At 42.1% G+C, this 15,045-nt stretch carries 17 protein-coding genes; 10 read left to right on the top strand and 7 right to left on the bottom strand.

Annotation, left to right across the window (positions count from 1 at the left end; translation table 11 throughout):
* Positions 1–485, bottom strand: a 485-nt coding sequence (locus HF312_20365) for a hypothetical protein (protein ID MCU7522579.1), incomplete at its 3' end; no start/stop codon positions are given.
* Between the two features lie 189 nt (positions 486–674).
* Between HF312_20365 and HF312_20360 the strand changes: the two genes are divergently transcribed.
* Positions 675–1,589, top strand: a complete 915-nt coding sequence (locus tag HF312_20360) for an NAD-dependent epimerase/dehydratase family protein (GenBank protein ID MCU7522578.1) — start codon at positions 675–677, stop codon at positions 1,587–1,589.
* A gap of 86 nt (positions 1,590–1,675) precedes the next feature.
* Here HF312_20360 and HF312_20355 read toward each other — a convergent pair whose 3' ends face one another.
* The 4 genes from HF312_20355 to HF312_20340 form a co-directional block, all read right to left on the bottom strand.
* Positions 1,676–2,038, bottom strand: coding sequence for a T9SS type A sorting domain-containing protein (locus HF312_20355; GenBank protein MCU7522577.1), 363 nt, complete (start codon positions 2,036–2,038; stop codon positions 1,676–1,678).
* Positions 2,039–2,103: 65 nt separating this feature from the next.
* Entirely contained in the window at positions 2,104–2,553 is a 450-nt protein-coding gene (locus tag HF312_20350) for a hypothetical protein (protein MCU7522576.1), read from the bottom strand.
* A gap of 224 nt (positions 2,554–2,777) precedes the next feature.
* Positions 2,778–2,996: a hypothetical protein gene (locus HF312_20345; protein MCU7522575.1), complete on the bottom strand. Its 219-nt coding sequence runs from the start codon at positions 2,994–2,996 to the stop codon at positions 2,778–2,780.
* Between the two features lie 129 nt (positions 2,997–3,125).
* The gene (locus tag HF312_20340) at positions 3,126–3,944 is read right to left on the bottom strand and encodes a T9SS type A sorting domain-containing protein (protein MCU7522574.1); all 819 of its coding nucleotides are present in this window, start codon (positions 3,942–3,944) and stop codon (positions 3,126–3,128) included.
* Positions 3,945–4,255: 311 nt separating this feature from the next.
* On the opposite strand from HF312_20340, the gene HF312_20335 reads away from it, so the two are divergent.
* Positions 4,256–4,867 carry a DUF47 family protein gene (locus tag HF312_20335; GenBank protein ID MCU7522573.1) on the top strand — a complete coding sequence of 204 codons (612 nt, stop codon included), beginning with the start codon at positions 4,256–4,258 and terminating at the stop codon, positions 4,865–4,867.
* Positions 4,868–4,930: 63 nt separating this feature from the next.
* Here the strand turns inward: HF312_20335 and HF312_20330 are convergent, their stop codons facing one another.
* Positions 4,931–5,533: a porin family protein gene (locus HF312_20330; protein ID MCU7522572.1), complete on the bottom strand. Its 603-nt coding sequence runs from the start codon at positions 5,531–5,533 to the stop codon at positions 4,931–4,933.
* Between the two features lie 205 nt (positions 5,534–5,738).
* On the opposite strand from HF312_20330, the gene HF312_20325 reads away from it, so the two are divergent.
* The 8 genes from HF312_20325 to HF312_20290 all read left to right on the top strand — a co-directional run bounded on the left by HF312_20325 (position 5,739) and on the right by HF312_20290 (position 13,845).
* Positions 5,739–6,215 carry a hypothetical protein gene (locus HF312_20325; protein MCU7522571.1) on the top strand — a complete coding sequence of 159 codons (477 nt, stop codon included), beginning with the start codon at positions 5,739–5,741 and terminating at the stop codon, positions 6,213–6,215.
* A 144-nt stretch (positions 6,216–6,359) separates the two neighbouring features.
* Entirely contained in the window at positions 6,360–6,959 is a 600-nt protein-coding gene (locus HF312_20320; protein MCU7522570.1) for a hypothetical protein, read from the top strand.
* Complete coding sequence (locus HF312_20315; protein ID MCU7522569.1) at positions 6,940–8,001, top strand: T9SS type A sorting domain-containing protein; 1,062 nt, start codon at positions 6,940–6,942, stop codon at positions 7,999–8,001. The genes HF312_20320 and HF312_20315 overlap by 20 nt, the downstream gene beginning before the upstream one ends.
* Positions 8,002–8,234: 233 nt before the next feature.
* Entirely contained in the window at positions 8,235–8,612 is a 378-nt protein-coding gene (locus tag HF312_20310) for a hypothetical protein (GenBank protein ID MCU7522568.1), read from the top strand.
* Positions 8,613–9,048: 436 nt separating this feature from the next.
* Positions 9,049–9,513 (top strand): hypothetical protein, encoded by a 465-nt coding sequence (locus HF312_20305; protein ID MCU7522567.1) that lies wholly within the window; start codon positions 9,049–9,051, stop codon positions 9,511–9,513.
* Positions 9,514–9,736: 223 nt separating this feature from the next.
* Entirely contained in the window at positions 9,737–10,396 is a 660-nt protein-coding gene (locus tag HF312_20300) for a response regulator transcription factor (GenBank protein MCU7522566.1), read from the top strand.
* Positions 10,397–10,883: 487 nt separating this feature from the next.
* Complete coding sequence (locus HF312_20295; protein ID MCU7522565.1) at positions 10,884–11,339, top strand: hypothetical protein; 456 nt, start codon at positions 10,884–10,886, stop codon at positions 11,337–11,339.
* Positions 11,340–11,358: 19 nt separating this feature from the next.
* Positions 11,359–13,845 carry a T9SS type A sorting domain-containing protein gene (locus HF312_20290; GenBank protein MCU7522564.1) on the top strand — a complete coding sequence of 829 codons (2,487 nt, stop codon included), beginning with the start codon at positions 11,359–11,361 and terminating at the stop codon, positions 13,843–13,845.
* 58 nt (positions 13,846–13,903) lie between these two features.
* On the opposite strand, the gene HF312_20285 is transcribed toward HF312_20290, so the two are convergent.
* Positions 13,904–14,836, bottom strand: a complete 933-nt coding sequence (locus HF312_20285) for a hypothetical protein (protein MCU7522563.1) — start codon at positions 14,834–14,836, stop codon at positions 13,904–13,906.
* Positions 14,837–15,045 lie beyond the last annotated feature (209 nt).

Genomic DNA, 15,045 nt, shown 5'->3' with positions numbered 1-15,045 from the left:
TCCGGCAAAACATTGATAAATTTATTTGAAATTGTATAAATCAGGTGACTGAAGTCATAGTGTTCTTTCAGGAGGCCATCAGCTTTTTTTCTTTCCTCCATTTCCCGCATCAGCTCTTCATGCTTTCCGGCAAGCATAGCAGAATGCATCTTTTCCCTTTCATAAAGCTTTCTGACCCATCCGGCAGCAGATCCAAGTATAAAGGAAATCACAATAACAAGAATCACCGTAAGAGGATTATTGCGGTGGAGATTAAATATTATTATAAAAAAGAGGCTGCTTAATATGATGAAAGTCCCGGATAACAGGCCGCGTTTTATTCCCCAGAACCAGGAGGAAGCAACCATCGGAAGGATGGTTAATGGGAAAGGAGGAACGGAAAACAGTTCATGCAAGGCTGCAAATACAGCCCAGTATATTACAACTGCATAAATAACAATTAAAATTGATTTTACAGAAAAAGTTTTTCTGTTACTATTTTTCATATAATATAATCAGTTCAATGAAATAAATGTTCCCGAAACGCAAATATATAGTCGACAAATGATAAAATAATTTGAGTTTAAAATATATTTTTATTAATCTCATAAGTGTTATTTCATTATCGAAAGAACTGTTATTTATTATATATTCATAGTTTATTCATTTTTTCCTTTAACGAAAGTGAGGCATGAATGCAGACAATTCTAGGTGCAGGCGGGGCAATTGGAATTCCTCTTGCAAAGGAACTTCCGAAGTATACCGATAAAGTCCGGCTTTCCGGGAGGCACCCGATAAAAGTAAATTCATCGGATGAGCTTTTCCAGGCGGACCTTAGGGACCTGAAGCAGACAATGGAAGCTGTAAAAGGCTCCGACGTTGTGTACCTCACCGCAGGACTGAAGTACGACACTCAAGTATGGCAGAAGGAATGGCTTGAGGTGATGAATAATGTAATTACGGCATGCAGTGAACACAATTCGAAGCTTGTATTTCTTGATAACGTGTATATGTACGGGCGTGTTGAAGGCTGGATGACAGAAGAGACACCGTTTAACCCGGTCAGCAAAAAAGGCGAGGTACGCGCAAAAACAGCCTCGAGACTTATAGACGCATACAAAAAGAAAGAGGTTACAGCTGCAATTCTAAGGGCGGCTGATTTCTATGGACCTGACAACAGGGGTTCTGTACTGAACATGCTGGTTCTGGACAGGATGAAGGTGGGCCAAAAGGCAAATTGGCTAATTGACGCCCACAGGCTTCATACTTACACTTATACTCCTGATGCAGCAAAAGCCATGGCATTAATTGGGAATACGCCTGATGCTTTTAATCAGACGTGGCACGCGCCATCGGATATGGACGTATTAACGGGAGAGGGTTATATTAAAATGGCGGCTGATTTCCTGGAAGTGAGTCCAAAGTATACAGTTCTTAAAAAATGGCAGATGCAGCTGGCAGGAGTTTTTAACCCGGTAATAAGGGAAACTCTTGAGATGTTATATCAGAATGAGTACGATTACCTTTTTGACAGCAGGAAGTTTGAAGGGCGCTTTAAGATTAAGCCTACTCCGTACAGGGATGGAATAACTTCATATTTAAAGATGTAGGACGGCTTTGCAGGGGTTTGACGTTCAACGTTAAGAGATGATTGTTGAATATTTTAACAGAGGCAGAGCGTGTCTGCCTCTTTTGTTCACTTCAGGAGGATGAACTTTTTTGTAAGGATGCGTCCACCCGATTCAAGTTTATAGAAATAGACGCCGCCGGGCAGTTTATCTCCGTTATATCTAACTGAATAGTCGCCTGCGGGCTTGTATGCATCCAGTATGACTGCCACCCTGCTACCCAGGATATTATAGACTGAAAGCCTGACCATTCCGTCCTGTTTAACTGAAAAGTTGATTGTTGTTGATGAGTTAAACGGGTCGGGATAATTTTGAGACAGTGAAAGCGCGCGCAATGTATCAGGATGGAAAGAGTTTATTTTATTCTTTTGCGGGTATAAATTTCCCTGCAGAAACAGGAAAGAAATTAGAAACAGGAAAAGACTTTTCATTACAGACCCCTCGATTATCAATTTTTATCCGGAAAGTAAAATCTTCAGATCAATATACGAAATAATTACAAGGGATTACATAGCTCAGGCGGAGTGTAAATGAATCTTATCTTAACTTTTGCTTTGTTTCTTTTGATCTGGAGTTCACTAAATTCCAGGTATGTATCTTTCCTGAGCTCAAGTGCATAGGGATAAGGAGTATCCTTAGTATTAAATTCCACCATTTCGTCGCCCATGCGTCCGCCTTCGTATGCAATCCAGAGAGTTACATTATAGCTACTGTCGGGTTCTTCAGTCAGATAAAAGAACATTACGGACATCTCCATTCCTGAAATTGTGACGGCATGATTCTTTGAGATCCAGAATTCGTCTGGATAATAATACATGTCGCTCGGTATAGTATAATTGTAGTCAGTTTTATCCGTTCCCGGGGCGAGCGGGTTAACGTCGCTGTTCAGATTGTTGCAGCCTGAAAGCGCGAGGCACAAAGCCAGGAAAAGAAATAGTGTTTTCATAACTACTTACCGTAATTATTCAACAGTAATTAAACATATTCCGTGCCTACGTGAAATTGCAAAATCGGCCCATTTTAATGATATGGGATTAAGGAGTGACCTGTTTGAGCTACAAACAATTCCGGGAAAATATACAGTCAAACAGGACTTTGGGTGTAATTTTGCCACCTTTTGAAGTCTGAACCAGATGAGGAATAACCGGGAATCGAAACATAATTATAATATCAATCCACAAATTCTATAAGATCATCAGGCTTGAGGGGAATAGAAAGCATGGATTTCCCGTTGTTCGGCATTCTGTTTACAGCGGGGTTAAAGACAAGTCCGTATTTAACATCCTCCTCGATCCAGCCGAGCATTCCGTTATAGACCGGAAAGTCGTCTGCCTCAATTATAACTGCCGCACGGCCGATCATGCGTCTGCTGATATCGCGTACCTTCACTTACTGTTCCTTTTTATTAGACCTACTATTATGAAATAAAAAGTAACAGACTGGAATTCAATGGATAAAGACATAACCGGTGATTTATTTCAGGGGGCAGGAAGATTCCTGCCCCGGATAGAAATGTATTTACTTGAGGAAAGCCATTTTTCTTACGGATTTGAAGGTTTCGTTACCTGTTTCCGATTTAGCTTCAATTGAATAGAAATATATTCCGGAAGAAAGCTCCGCGGCATTGAAATTAACGGAATGATTTCCAGCCGCCTGAATGCCGCTGAAAAGGGTTTTTACTTCCTGTCCGATTGAGTTAAAAACGATAAGCTTTACGCTGCTCTGTTTTGGAAGCGAGTAGCTGATGACAGTAGCAGGATTAAAGGGATTGGGATAGTTCTGATTGAGTGAATAAGCTGCAACTATCTGCCCGTTTTCCTTAACGCCGCTTGTAGCGGACTGGACATTCACGCTGAAATTGGGAGCAAAGTTCCACTGCGGCTTTGTGCTTACTCCGCAGGCATATAAAGTTTGTGTTCCGGCCTGTGATGGGGCTGTATACTGAAAGCTGAAGACATACTTTCCGCCCGAAAAAGTTTTTGCCGAAGGCTGTGTGAGCTCACCGTTTAAGATTTTAAGGTTAGCATCGGAGTTTGCAAGTGTTCCGTTTGATGCGGCTATATCGGTTCCGACGCCTGTTCCTGAGCCTCCGGTGATGGTAACAGTATAATTGCCTGTCTCGCCTGTTTTAAGAGTTGCCGGACCGTTAATAACGACACTGACCTGGCTGCTTGCACTGCCATGGCAGCCCGCGCAGCCGGAAGAATTGGTTTTCAGTGTATATCCGCTAATGCCGGTTGGACGTGAATATAAATAAGAACTGCAAAGGACGCATATTGAGAAAGTAATTATAAAGAATGCGTTATTCATTTTTAACATTGTAGCGTTTATTTTCATACTGTCTGTTCCTTTTTCTTAATGATGAATATATTTTCTTCAATTTCCGTAACGGCAAATATTAGCAATTATTTACCAAATGTAAATTATTTCCATATCCCAAATTTTATGCCCTAAACCGCGAATTCGGCATATTTTAAGCGTTTCAGGCGGTCGAAGCAGAAAATATTTCGCAGCACTTTTTGCATCAGCAAAATACCGGACTTCCATCAACCGTCTGAGGCTGAACTTCGGACGCAATTTCTTTTCCCTCTTTTTTTATTTTTTATTTGTTATTTTGGGGTGTGAATTTTAATCTTTTATGGAGAATTATGCTCAAAGGCTTAACACCTAAAGAGGACAAGTATTTTGATGATTTCAGCAGCATGATTAAGACTATCAGCGAAATGGCTGCACTTTCAAATGATTTTTTTTGTGAGGGTAAATACGACGATGAAATATCCCTCAAAATGAAGTTCCTGGAAAGAAGATGCGACGAGATCTCGCACAAGGTTTACAAAAAGCTGGATAAGAGCTTTCTTACGCCCTTTGACCGGGAGGATATATACAAACTTATAAAAACTCTGGAAAGCATCAGCGACACGATTTATGCTGCTGTTACGAGGGTTACAGTTTATGATCTGAAAACTCCTCTTCCGGTTGCGGAAAAGCTTCTGGAAATTGCAGCCACACAGATTAATGAGCTTTATAAGTCAATTGTGGATAACAAGGTCAAAGTTACCGAGGATCTGAAGCGTGTAAGCGCACTTGAGGAAGAAGCCGATGCCATATACCGTGAGGCTGTAACAAATCTTTTCAAGGAAGAGAAGAACGCCATAGAACTCATTAAGAAGAAAGAGATTCTTGATATTCTTGAAACCACGACGGACAAGTGCATGGCAGTTTCATCTGTTATTGTAACCGTATCCTTAAAGAACGGATAAATTGACCCTGCTATTAAATTAATGAAAGCCGCCTCTGAGCTAAGAGGCGGTTTTTTATTATTATCAGAGAAGAAATTTCATTCCTGCCAAGGCTGCAGTGCCTGCATCTTCCCGGAACCTTAAAGCATACTCCGCCACAATGCTTATATTCCGGCTTAAAGGGATATCGAGGCCTATTCCCAGTTGTCCGGCAAAACGCAATGTATTTTGGGCATGAATCATGACCTCTCCCATTTTCGAAGGCGGTTCAACAGAAGGTGGCGTCTCATGAATCCAGATGACCTCATTATTGTGATTATAAGAGCAACCAAGTCCTGCCAGAAGATACACTCCTCCGAAATTCAGTTTAGCGTTAGCCATCAGGTCTACAATTCTGCTTACCGGATTGCCGGGTACGGAATTTTGATCATATCCTTTATAATCAAAACCGAAATCGGAATATTCGGCCAGGAGCTGAAAAGAGGTTATTCTGACAAGGTGATATTCAATTCCGAGCGCAAAATGGGGCCCTTTTTTCCAGTGGGAGCTGGAGCCGCCCCCCAGGTTCAGGCTGCCAAAGCTGCTTTGGGCCACACCTGCTTTTGCCAGCAGATAAAACTCACCTTGTTCCTGTGCGGAAATTATCCCTGCAGAAAAAAGAATAATCATGAAAAACTTTTTCAGCATACAGCAGTACTCCTGAATATTGGGATAAAAAAATTATATGAAACTACTGGCAGAAGTTAATATACTTTCAATTATGAAACAAATGATAAAAGAATCATCATACTGATTTTGATGTCCTGTGGGCCGGGCTGTACATGCTTTTACATTGATTGTCACACACGGATTTTATTTTATAAAGACAGATGTACAACAAAAACGGGATAATATGGATACAACATACTTAAAATCGTTCGCACTTGGTGCTGTTTCAGGCATGAGAAGCTTAATGGCGCCCGTCTTTACAAATGAAATTCTTAAAAGTCATCATACACGCAGACTTATGCATTCACCATTCAAGGTGCTTGCAGAAGGCAAGCTCTCCCCGTTTTTAAAGACTGCCGCCTTAGGTGAGCTTGTAGTGGATAAACTGCCCGATATACCGGACCGTATAGAGCCGGCGCTTCTTGCCGGGAGGGCTGCTTTGGGGGCTTTAAGCGGGGCCGCATTCTGCGCCATGGAGAATAAGCAGATGGCAATTGGAGCAGCAACGGGTGCTGCCGGGGCAATAGCTGCGGCTTATCTTTTCCTGTTTTTGAGGAAGAAAGTGGGCAAGGAATTTAAGATTAACGATACCGTAGTAGGAATTGCCGAGGACCTGATGACAATCGGGAGCGGGCTCGGTCTTATTAAGGCAGCCAAATAGCAAAAATGCGATTCCGGTCAATTTTCGCCCGAGATAACATGCCATAAAAAAATAACAATATTTCCGTGTTTTTTTCAAAGTAAAATTTTATATTTCTTTCGGGGAAAGACCCTAACTGGCATCTGAAATAAAACTGCGGAACAGATGAAAACACGGTTATTGATTTTCTTAAGTTTGGTTCTGCTGTTTTTCCAGGAAACGCTCCATTCACAGGGACTGCGTTTCTTCAGGGAGAACATACAGATTGAAGTAAACAAGGATGAATGCATCCTGACGGGTATATATTATTTTGCCAACCCTTCGGGCTCCCGGGTCTCACAAAGCCTCTATTATCCATACGTTGTAAACGATTCTCTTCCCCTTCCATATAAAGCCGAAGTTAAAGATCTGAAAAGCGGTAAAAAGGTGTCAGGCATTTCAACTGCCAAAGGTTTGCTCTTTGCGGTTGAAGTCCAGGCAAACGATACAAGTGTAATAGAAGTAAAGTATTATCAGAAGACGCCGATGCACATGATGGAATATATTCTTACCACTACAAAGGAATGGGGCACCTCTTTTGACATGGCGGAATACAGCGTAAAGCTGCCCGCGCGCTACAAGCTGCTTTCGATGCAGCCTCAGTTTGAAAACGAGAAAAAATCCGATAAATACAGAACGTTTTTTACGCTGAAGCGGAATTATCTTCCGCAGCACAATTTTATCATAAAGTGGAAAGAGGTTAAAAATGAAAAAGTCAGGCGTTAGTTGTCTTTTACTACTAGCAATATTAATTTTTTCAAACAGCCTTAAGGCAAATCCCATAGGTTTTACATTCTTCAGCGAGCTTGTGTTTGATTCCACGGGCTGGAAGCTGGAGATGAATCTTAATCAGCCATTTTTTAATCAGCAGGGCGATTCGCTTTCATTAAAAGGCTGGTACCTGGTAAGCGGGAAAGACACAGCCTACTTTAAGGACTGGATGTACCTGAGGCCATATACGGGCGATATCTCAAAAACAAGTTATCTAGTACTGACAAAAGATAGCCTGCGGGGAGCTCTGGATCTGAATATGGAAGGCGACTCACTTTATCTTTATGCGCCGGATGGGAATCAGTGGGATGATTTGAAATTTGGTAAAAGTGGAATTACGGTTCTAAAACTCAATCAGTCACTTTGTTTAAGTTATAATTTCTTTTATCTTGATAACTCCCCTACCATAGGAGAACCGAATGACAGAAAAGGGGCTACAGCTACAATAAAGGGATTCGTGAAAGATGCCTCAGGCCATCCGGCTGTAAATGAAAGGTTTGCATATGTAGGTAACCATACGGAATTTTATTGCACTGATTCGACTGGGCATTTTTCGTTCGAAGACTGGGCAGCCAGTACTTATAACTTTTACTTCGCAAACGGAACCAGCCATAAATATCTATCCGTAAGTCTCCAGCCTGGTGAAATAAAGGAAGTGGTGTTTCAGCTCGACTGGGTAATCAGTGACAACAATCAGGCTCAGGGTGTTGAGAAGAAACCGGGCCTGGGGGAAATTAGATACTCTCTGGATCAGAACTACCCAAATCCTTTTAATCCTGCAACTTCAATAAGTTATTCTATTCCAAAGGCAGGGCCTGTGAAACTTCAGGTATTCAATTTGCTGGGAAATGAAGTGGCAACGCTTGTAAATGAGTACAAGAATGCGGGAACGCACAAGGTTAGTTTTGATGCTTCGGTGCTTCCAAGCGGAGTTTATATTTACACTATACAGTCCGGAAGCTTCAGGAATGCAAAGAAAATGACAGTAATGAAGTAGAAGATTAATCCTGCTGAATGTCTTTCATTTAAATTCGGTTTTATCAAGGTGCACCCACTCACTTCCTGTTTTTTCATAGGAAGTGAGTGGGCGCATCTGTAAAAGCCCATCCATCCCAAGTCCTTTGCGAAATAAATTTCATTGGGGATATTAATTATTTAATATATCTTTGTAATAAGTAACTGTCTGAGTGCAAATATAATTTCCGGAGATAAATAAGGATGCCAACAGAAATGGGCGCAAAATTTACTTCAGCAGATGAGTACATATCATCTTTTCCGCCTGAAGTAAAAAGCAAGCTGCAGGATTTAAGGAAAGCCATCAGGCAAGCTGCCCCCAAGGCAGAGGAAGTAATAAGCTATAATATGCCGGCGTACAAATTTCATGGTATACTGGTTTACTTTGCCGGGCACAGTCACCATATAGGTTTTTACCCGGGGAGCAGTGCCATAACAGGCATTTTCAAGGACAGCCTGGCCAGTTACAAGACTTCCAAGGGCACTGTTCAATTACCACTTGATAAACCACTTCCGATCGGTCTAATAAAAGAGATAGTAAAGTTCAGGGTAAATGAGAACCTGGAACGGTCAAAAGCAAAAGGGAAAAAATAGTCCGACATTATCAAAATCCTGATACCCGCATCAAAATTCTGAATATTAATTTAAAGTATAATTTATACCATAAAAATATACCAGCCTGACGGCAGCGTGGTAAAAGATTCGGTTAAAATTCTTTAGAAATATGCCTTTTTTTGTTAAACGTTTTAGTTAAACATCGTCCCAAGGTACTACTCCATCCCATGCTCCATCGGACTAGAAGAATTAAATCCTTCTTCTACTTTCAGGACTATGTAAAAATGCGTCCATTTACGCTACCATTGGGTGATTGTAACTTCTTATAAAAGGATGTATCCTGATACTGCACCATAAAAGAAGTGCAAAGACAAATTCCGGAGGCGGCTCTGTTCATTAAAAAAAGCTCAATCCGGGAAATTCAGTTTAATATTTTAATTAGTTTTACTAAAACTTTTAGTGAAAGGATAATAAAATGAAACGCTTTTTCTTAACAGCACTGCTAAGCCTGGCTTTTGCATTCTCCGGATTAAATGCACAGAATGCATCAACACGTCTTCAGAAACAGCATGACGTAACAAAGTTTATGAAGGCTCATTTAAGTTCGTCCATAGAAATGATAGCCCGGGCGCTTGAGGACCGTCAATTTAATATGAGGCTTTCAGCCCTGCAGACCACGAGGCAGCTGGAGCAGCTTTTCCCGGAAGAATCCTTCAACCGCTTAGTCCAGCCGCTGATTAAAATAATAAATGACAACAACATAGAAACAGAGACACGCGTCCTTGCGGCAATTACGCTTGACCAGCTTCACTCCGACACTGGTGATGAGGCAATATTCCAGGCTGCGAAGAACTGCGAGAACCCAACCATGAAGAATTTTTGCCGGGCAATTACAAGAGTGCCCGAAGAAAGTTTTGCTAACGTATCGCAGGTAAAGTAATGCCCGTATCCATATACCCAGTCTGGTAAAATCCCACATTCTTTACATGTGGGATTTTTTTTATTAGAAAGATCAGGTTTTAGAGTAAATGGGACCCGGTTATACTATTAGGACGTCCTTATAGCTTGCTATCAATCCTCAAATGTGGTATTTTCAAGCTGAATATGAGTGAGGTGATCCAGGGACAGGCTCAGGTATTTTGTAAATAGAGTGGAGGTATTTTATGAGAAAGATACCCGTAGTAATCGTAGAAGATAACTGGCTTCTTCGTGAAAGTATCAAAGAAATGATTGAACAGGCAAAGGACTTCAAGCTGTTAGCTGCATGTGAGCGTTTTGAGGGGATTCCATCGTGGTCATCAGGCGCAGCATCCTTATCGCCAGTAGTGCTTTTAGAGCTCGGGAACTGCAATGAAAAGGGGCTGGAGCTGGTAAGAACTGTAAAGGAGGCTTTACCTAATTCAAAAATTGTTATTATGAATATGCTTCCAAAGCAGGAAGATATACTACAGCTGGTAAGCTGCGGGGTTGAGGGGTTTATTCTTAAAGATGCAGCAAGTGAAGAGTTTTTAGCGACAGTAAGAACTGTCTTTTTAGGGGAGAAAGTTTTGCCTCAGCGCCTGACAAATATGCTTTTCTCGCAGATTATTGAGCACAGTAACGGAAGTGAAATGCCGTCTTTATTAGAGTCGGCGAATTTAAGTTCGCGGGAGAAACAGATAATTCATTTTGTTGCAGAAGGGCTTACAAATAAAGAGATAGCACAGCAGTTAAATATATCGAGCTTCACAGTAAAGAGCCATGTGCATAACATACTAAAGAAGCTGGATTTAAGGAAAAGGATGCAGATAGCAAAAATTGCATCTCTGCAGGAGATTAAATAGAAGCTTACAAAGTATCAGTTCATCTTGCCCGATTACTTCAATTTACCCGCCAGTATTCCTGAGATCTCATAGTTCCGTTCCAGTGGTTATCATTTCAGGGAAGATGGATATCCCGGGATAATTCCCTCCTTCGCGGATTATGGCCGAATCAGCGATCTGCAGACTTCTGCGTGCACGCTACGGGCTTCACGGAAAGCCGCCACAAAAAACCGCAATTTTCGTTTACGGGTTATGGCTTTTATCAATAATTTAAATTACTATAAGTATTATATGCATTTCACTTGACAAATTGGACGCATTATCCTATATACTATTTTATGTTTATTCTATTTTATCCCGTGGACAATAAATTTGGATGAACTTTCATCCAGTTCTCCAGTAAAGGGTATTTCGTTTTAAGCCGTTAAAAGATTCTTACTCACTAAAACCGGGCAAAACTGTTTTTAATAAAACCATTCTTTTTTATTAATAATTAATAGGATTAACGTTGAAATATCTGATTGGTGCTATCCTGTTACTTACTATTTCTTTGTGTTCCTGTTCATCGGAACGGAATTCGCAAAATGGTTCCGGGGACACACTCTTAAGCCACAGCATTACCATCGGTGAAAGCGGAGGCTTTACCGGAAACAACAGCGGTTACTCCATTGATTCTACCGGACTGGTTAAGAGTTTCGAGGGAATACTCACAACAAAAGGCTCTGAAAAGGAAAAGGGGCGGCTGAATAAGGAGCAGATTCAAAAAGTAAATGAACTTATTTCAGAGGTCCTAAAGGCCAAATACTCTGAAAAAGGCAATATCACTTCATACATCACTCTTCGCAAGGATGGTACGGCAACAAGGTACTCCTGGCCCGGTCCGGCCCCTGACAGGAATGTTCCGGAAGCTGTAAGCAGGTTTTATTCTGAGGTCAAAAGCATAATTAAATCACTGCAGGATTAACAAATCAGGAAGAATGACGATGCGTATCTTTATACATGTTTTATATGTAATAATTCCATGTGTTTTCATCTTCGGCGGGAACGGCGGAATTAAGGTTAAGAACAGCCCGGTCAGTTTCACGCAGCACGACAAAATGAAAGGCTTGAGCGTTCTACAGGCTTCTGCGGGGCATGAACTGAAAGTTAAGTGGAGTAAATTTAATTCCACCCCTGCTTTATTAAGCGGAAAACTTACTGCCGCGGGGTATGCTTCTTCAACCCCTCTGCCCTCTGATGGTATCAGGTTCATTTCTGAAAACAGGGATCTTTTTGGGCTTAATGAACCGGATAAAGAATTAAGAGCTGTTTCATCATTTACGGACAATCTAAAAATGACACACGTAAAATATGAACAGCGTGTAAATGGGATCAGGATTTATTACAGTGACATAATCGTCCATTTCAATTCCGATGGTTCTATAGAATCTGTAAACGGCACCTACGTCCCTACCCCAATAATAAATACGGCGGCGCAGATTTCGCCGGATGCAGCAATCTCAATTGCCGCGGGGAAAATTAACTATGTACCCTCTTCAAAAAAATGGGAGCTTGTGGTTTACCAGAAAAATAATGTTCCTGTCCTTGCGTATGAAGTAAACCTACCGGGGAAATATTATCCGATGATGACATTTTTCATTGACGCGCAGACCGGAGAGGTAATAAGAAAAGATGACGGTTTGCGTTATGATGGCCCCACAAAGGGAAAAGGCACAGGGCTGAACGGGACTGTAAGAAATATTGAGACTTACCTCTCGGGTGGCCAGTACTATCTGATTGACGCCACACTGCCAATGTTTACTCCTCCGGTTGACAGCCTGAAAGGCGTTATTGAAACTTATGATGCGCTTAATGATACTTCAGGCAATGGTTATGATAAAGCCAAATTTGTTACCGATCCGAACGGGGATGATAACTTTAACGACAATGATGGTCTTAGGGCTGCCGTGGATGCCCATGCTTATTCAAGAATAGTATATAATTTTTACAGGTCGCATTACAACAGGAACAGTTTTGATAACAAAGGAGGCTCACTACTCAATATAGTTCATTTTAAGGAGCAATATAATAACGCTTTCTGGAACGGGCTGTTCATGTCGTATGGTGACGGTGACGGGGACAGGTTCAGTAATCTGGCCGGTGCCCTTGATGTAATTGGGCACGAGATAACGCACGGCGTAATACAGCACACAGCCAACCTGGCATATGAGTTTCAGCCGGGCGCAATCAATGAGTCCATTGCCGACGTATTCGGATCGCTAGTAGATTCAACAAACTGGCTTATGGGCGAGGACATATTCACGCCCGGTGTTTCCGGAGATGCGCTGCGGAACATTTCCGATCCGCATAACGGAAAGGATATGGGGCAGTCGGGGTGGCAGCCTGCCAACATGAGTGAGTTTGTGGAATTGGCAAATGACGAGGAGCACGACTGGGGCGGGGTCCACATAAATTCGGGGATTCCCAACAAGGCTTTCTTCAATGTAACAAACGGGACAGGGCGCTGGAAAGCCGGGCAGATATGGTACAGGGCACTTACTACTTATCTGACAAAAAACGCGCAGTTTTCGGATCTGAGGCAGGCGTGCCTGAATGCGGCAAAGGATCTCTACGGTGAATCATCAGCAGATTATAAAGCAGTAGCTGACGGCTTTACTGCAGTGGGCATTGATGATGCCACGGGTGAGCCCACATCAACAGAGATGGTTTATGATGACGGAGATCCATCGATAGGCGTATATGAGCCTGATGCGTACTGGCAGCTTGGAGTGCGTTTCAGCCCTTCAGGCAGTGATTATACAATATCACAGGTACAGGTTTACACCAACGGAGACAAAAATAATGGCACGGGCCAGTTTCAGCTTGTAATTTATAAGGCTGATCCTAATAAAGGCCTGCCGGGAGAAGAATGGCTGCAGCCATATACAACAACTCCGAAAGGCACAGGCTGGCAGCAATATAACATAACCGGCGGATCGCTTTCAGGAGATTTTTTTGTAGCAGTTTTATATGACGGGGCCGGCCAGCCGTTAATCGGAGCCGATCCCCCGTCCGGCAACGGCAGAGCTTACGAATATGACAATGCTCAGAAATCCTGGTACAAGATGGCTGCGCCGAATGATTACACACTTTTTATGAGGGCAACCATAAAGACAGCTACAGCAGTTACGGAAATAGACACTAAAATTCCGGATAAATTCAGCCTGGAGCAGAATTATCCGAATCCTTTCAATCCAACGACAACGATACGCTATGCCCTGCCAACCGGGACAGATGTTAAAGTAGCAGTTTATGACATAACAGGAAAGCATGTGGCAGAGCTGGTAAACAATTATCAGAATGCAGGCACTTACAATGTAACGTGGAACGGCATGAATGAGCTGGGTGAAAAAGTCTCAAGCGGTATATACTTCTGCCATATAAAGGCAGGCAGCTTTGAAAAGACTATGAAGATGAATCTGCTGAAATAATTAAAAGTTTATTAAAGCCCGAAACCGGCAGGTCTCCGGGCTTTTTTATTATGCAGGTCTAATCCCTGTCGGTTTCAAAGTTATGGATGTTTTTAAGGTCAATTATCACGTCGCCATTTTGGTCGATAAAGAAAGCGGGCTTGAAGCGAGCGCCCCAGATTATCTCATCAAACCTGTAAGAAAATCTTGAATGGACGGTCTGGCTGAAAATATCATCATAGCCTTTTATAAGTATAAGGATTTCAGTTTCGAGGTTTTTCAGGTCCTCAGGGGTTTTATTCCAGAAAGGGCTCTCCTCATCGATCGGGTGGACGATAGTCCAGCTTAAGGGGAAGAAGTAGATATATGACCTTTCAAGCGCAAGGTTGTAGTATTCCCTTTTGCTGCTGCCGTTAGTATTTTCAACGAAAGCGACCATAACCTTTGCCTCAACTTCAAGAAGGGCATTACTTCTCTGGTTTGCAATTCTGAACTGCAGGCTGGTTTTGTCCTGATATGGGGAAATGAGGGCCTTACTGCTATAAAGGATTCTTGCCGTCGGGCGTGAGAATCTTCCGTAAAGGAGTCCTGTTACGAGGGCAAAGCCCAGGAGTCCTGTAAGTGTTTCAAAAGTGACAATTATATTTGCATAGATCCCCATGGGGGCCATATTGCCGTAGCCGACGGTTGAGATAGTCTGGACGCTGAAGAAGAAAAGATTTTCCAGTGTTCTGATTATAGTCTCTCCCCTTGCGCCGTGCACGCTATCGATGCCTGTTATAAAATAGAGCAAAGCATAGAAGCAGTTGACAAGGAGATAAAAGCCCAGGACTGAAGAGATGAACCTGGGCCAGGAGAGGTTTACCAGGAACTGGTAGATATCCCAGAGTGAGAAACCCGTACCCACGCGGGTAATATTAAAAGACCCGTCGTTATTAATAATTCTTTTTGTCCGGCTGAAGTACTTTTCGCTAAGTCCGGGGTCATTTGATTTTCCAGGCAGTGGCGGCATAAAGTTCTTTCATTAAAGTATAATTAATAATGTAAGTTAAAAAATTCCTAAGTGCCAGAAAGTCTATAGTCAAAAGTTAATCCGCAAAAATGCTCTGGAAGCTTTGCGATACAAAACTTATTACCTGAAAGGATAAAGATTCTTTCAAATTTTGTAGCCTAATCCGAAACCCAGCCTAAGGCCGTAAATTCCCGGACTAATTGTATTTT

Source organism: Ignavibacteria bacterium (assembly GCA_025612375.1).
Taxonomy (GTDB): Bacteria; Bacteroidota; Ignavibacteria; order Ignavibacteriales; family SURF-24; genus JAAXKN01.
The sequence above is the reverse complement of the archived record's forward strand: the minus strand, read 5'-3'. Positions and strand labels throughout refer to the sequence as shown.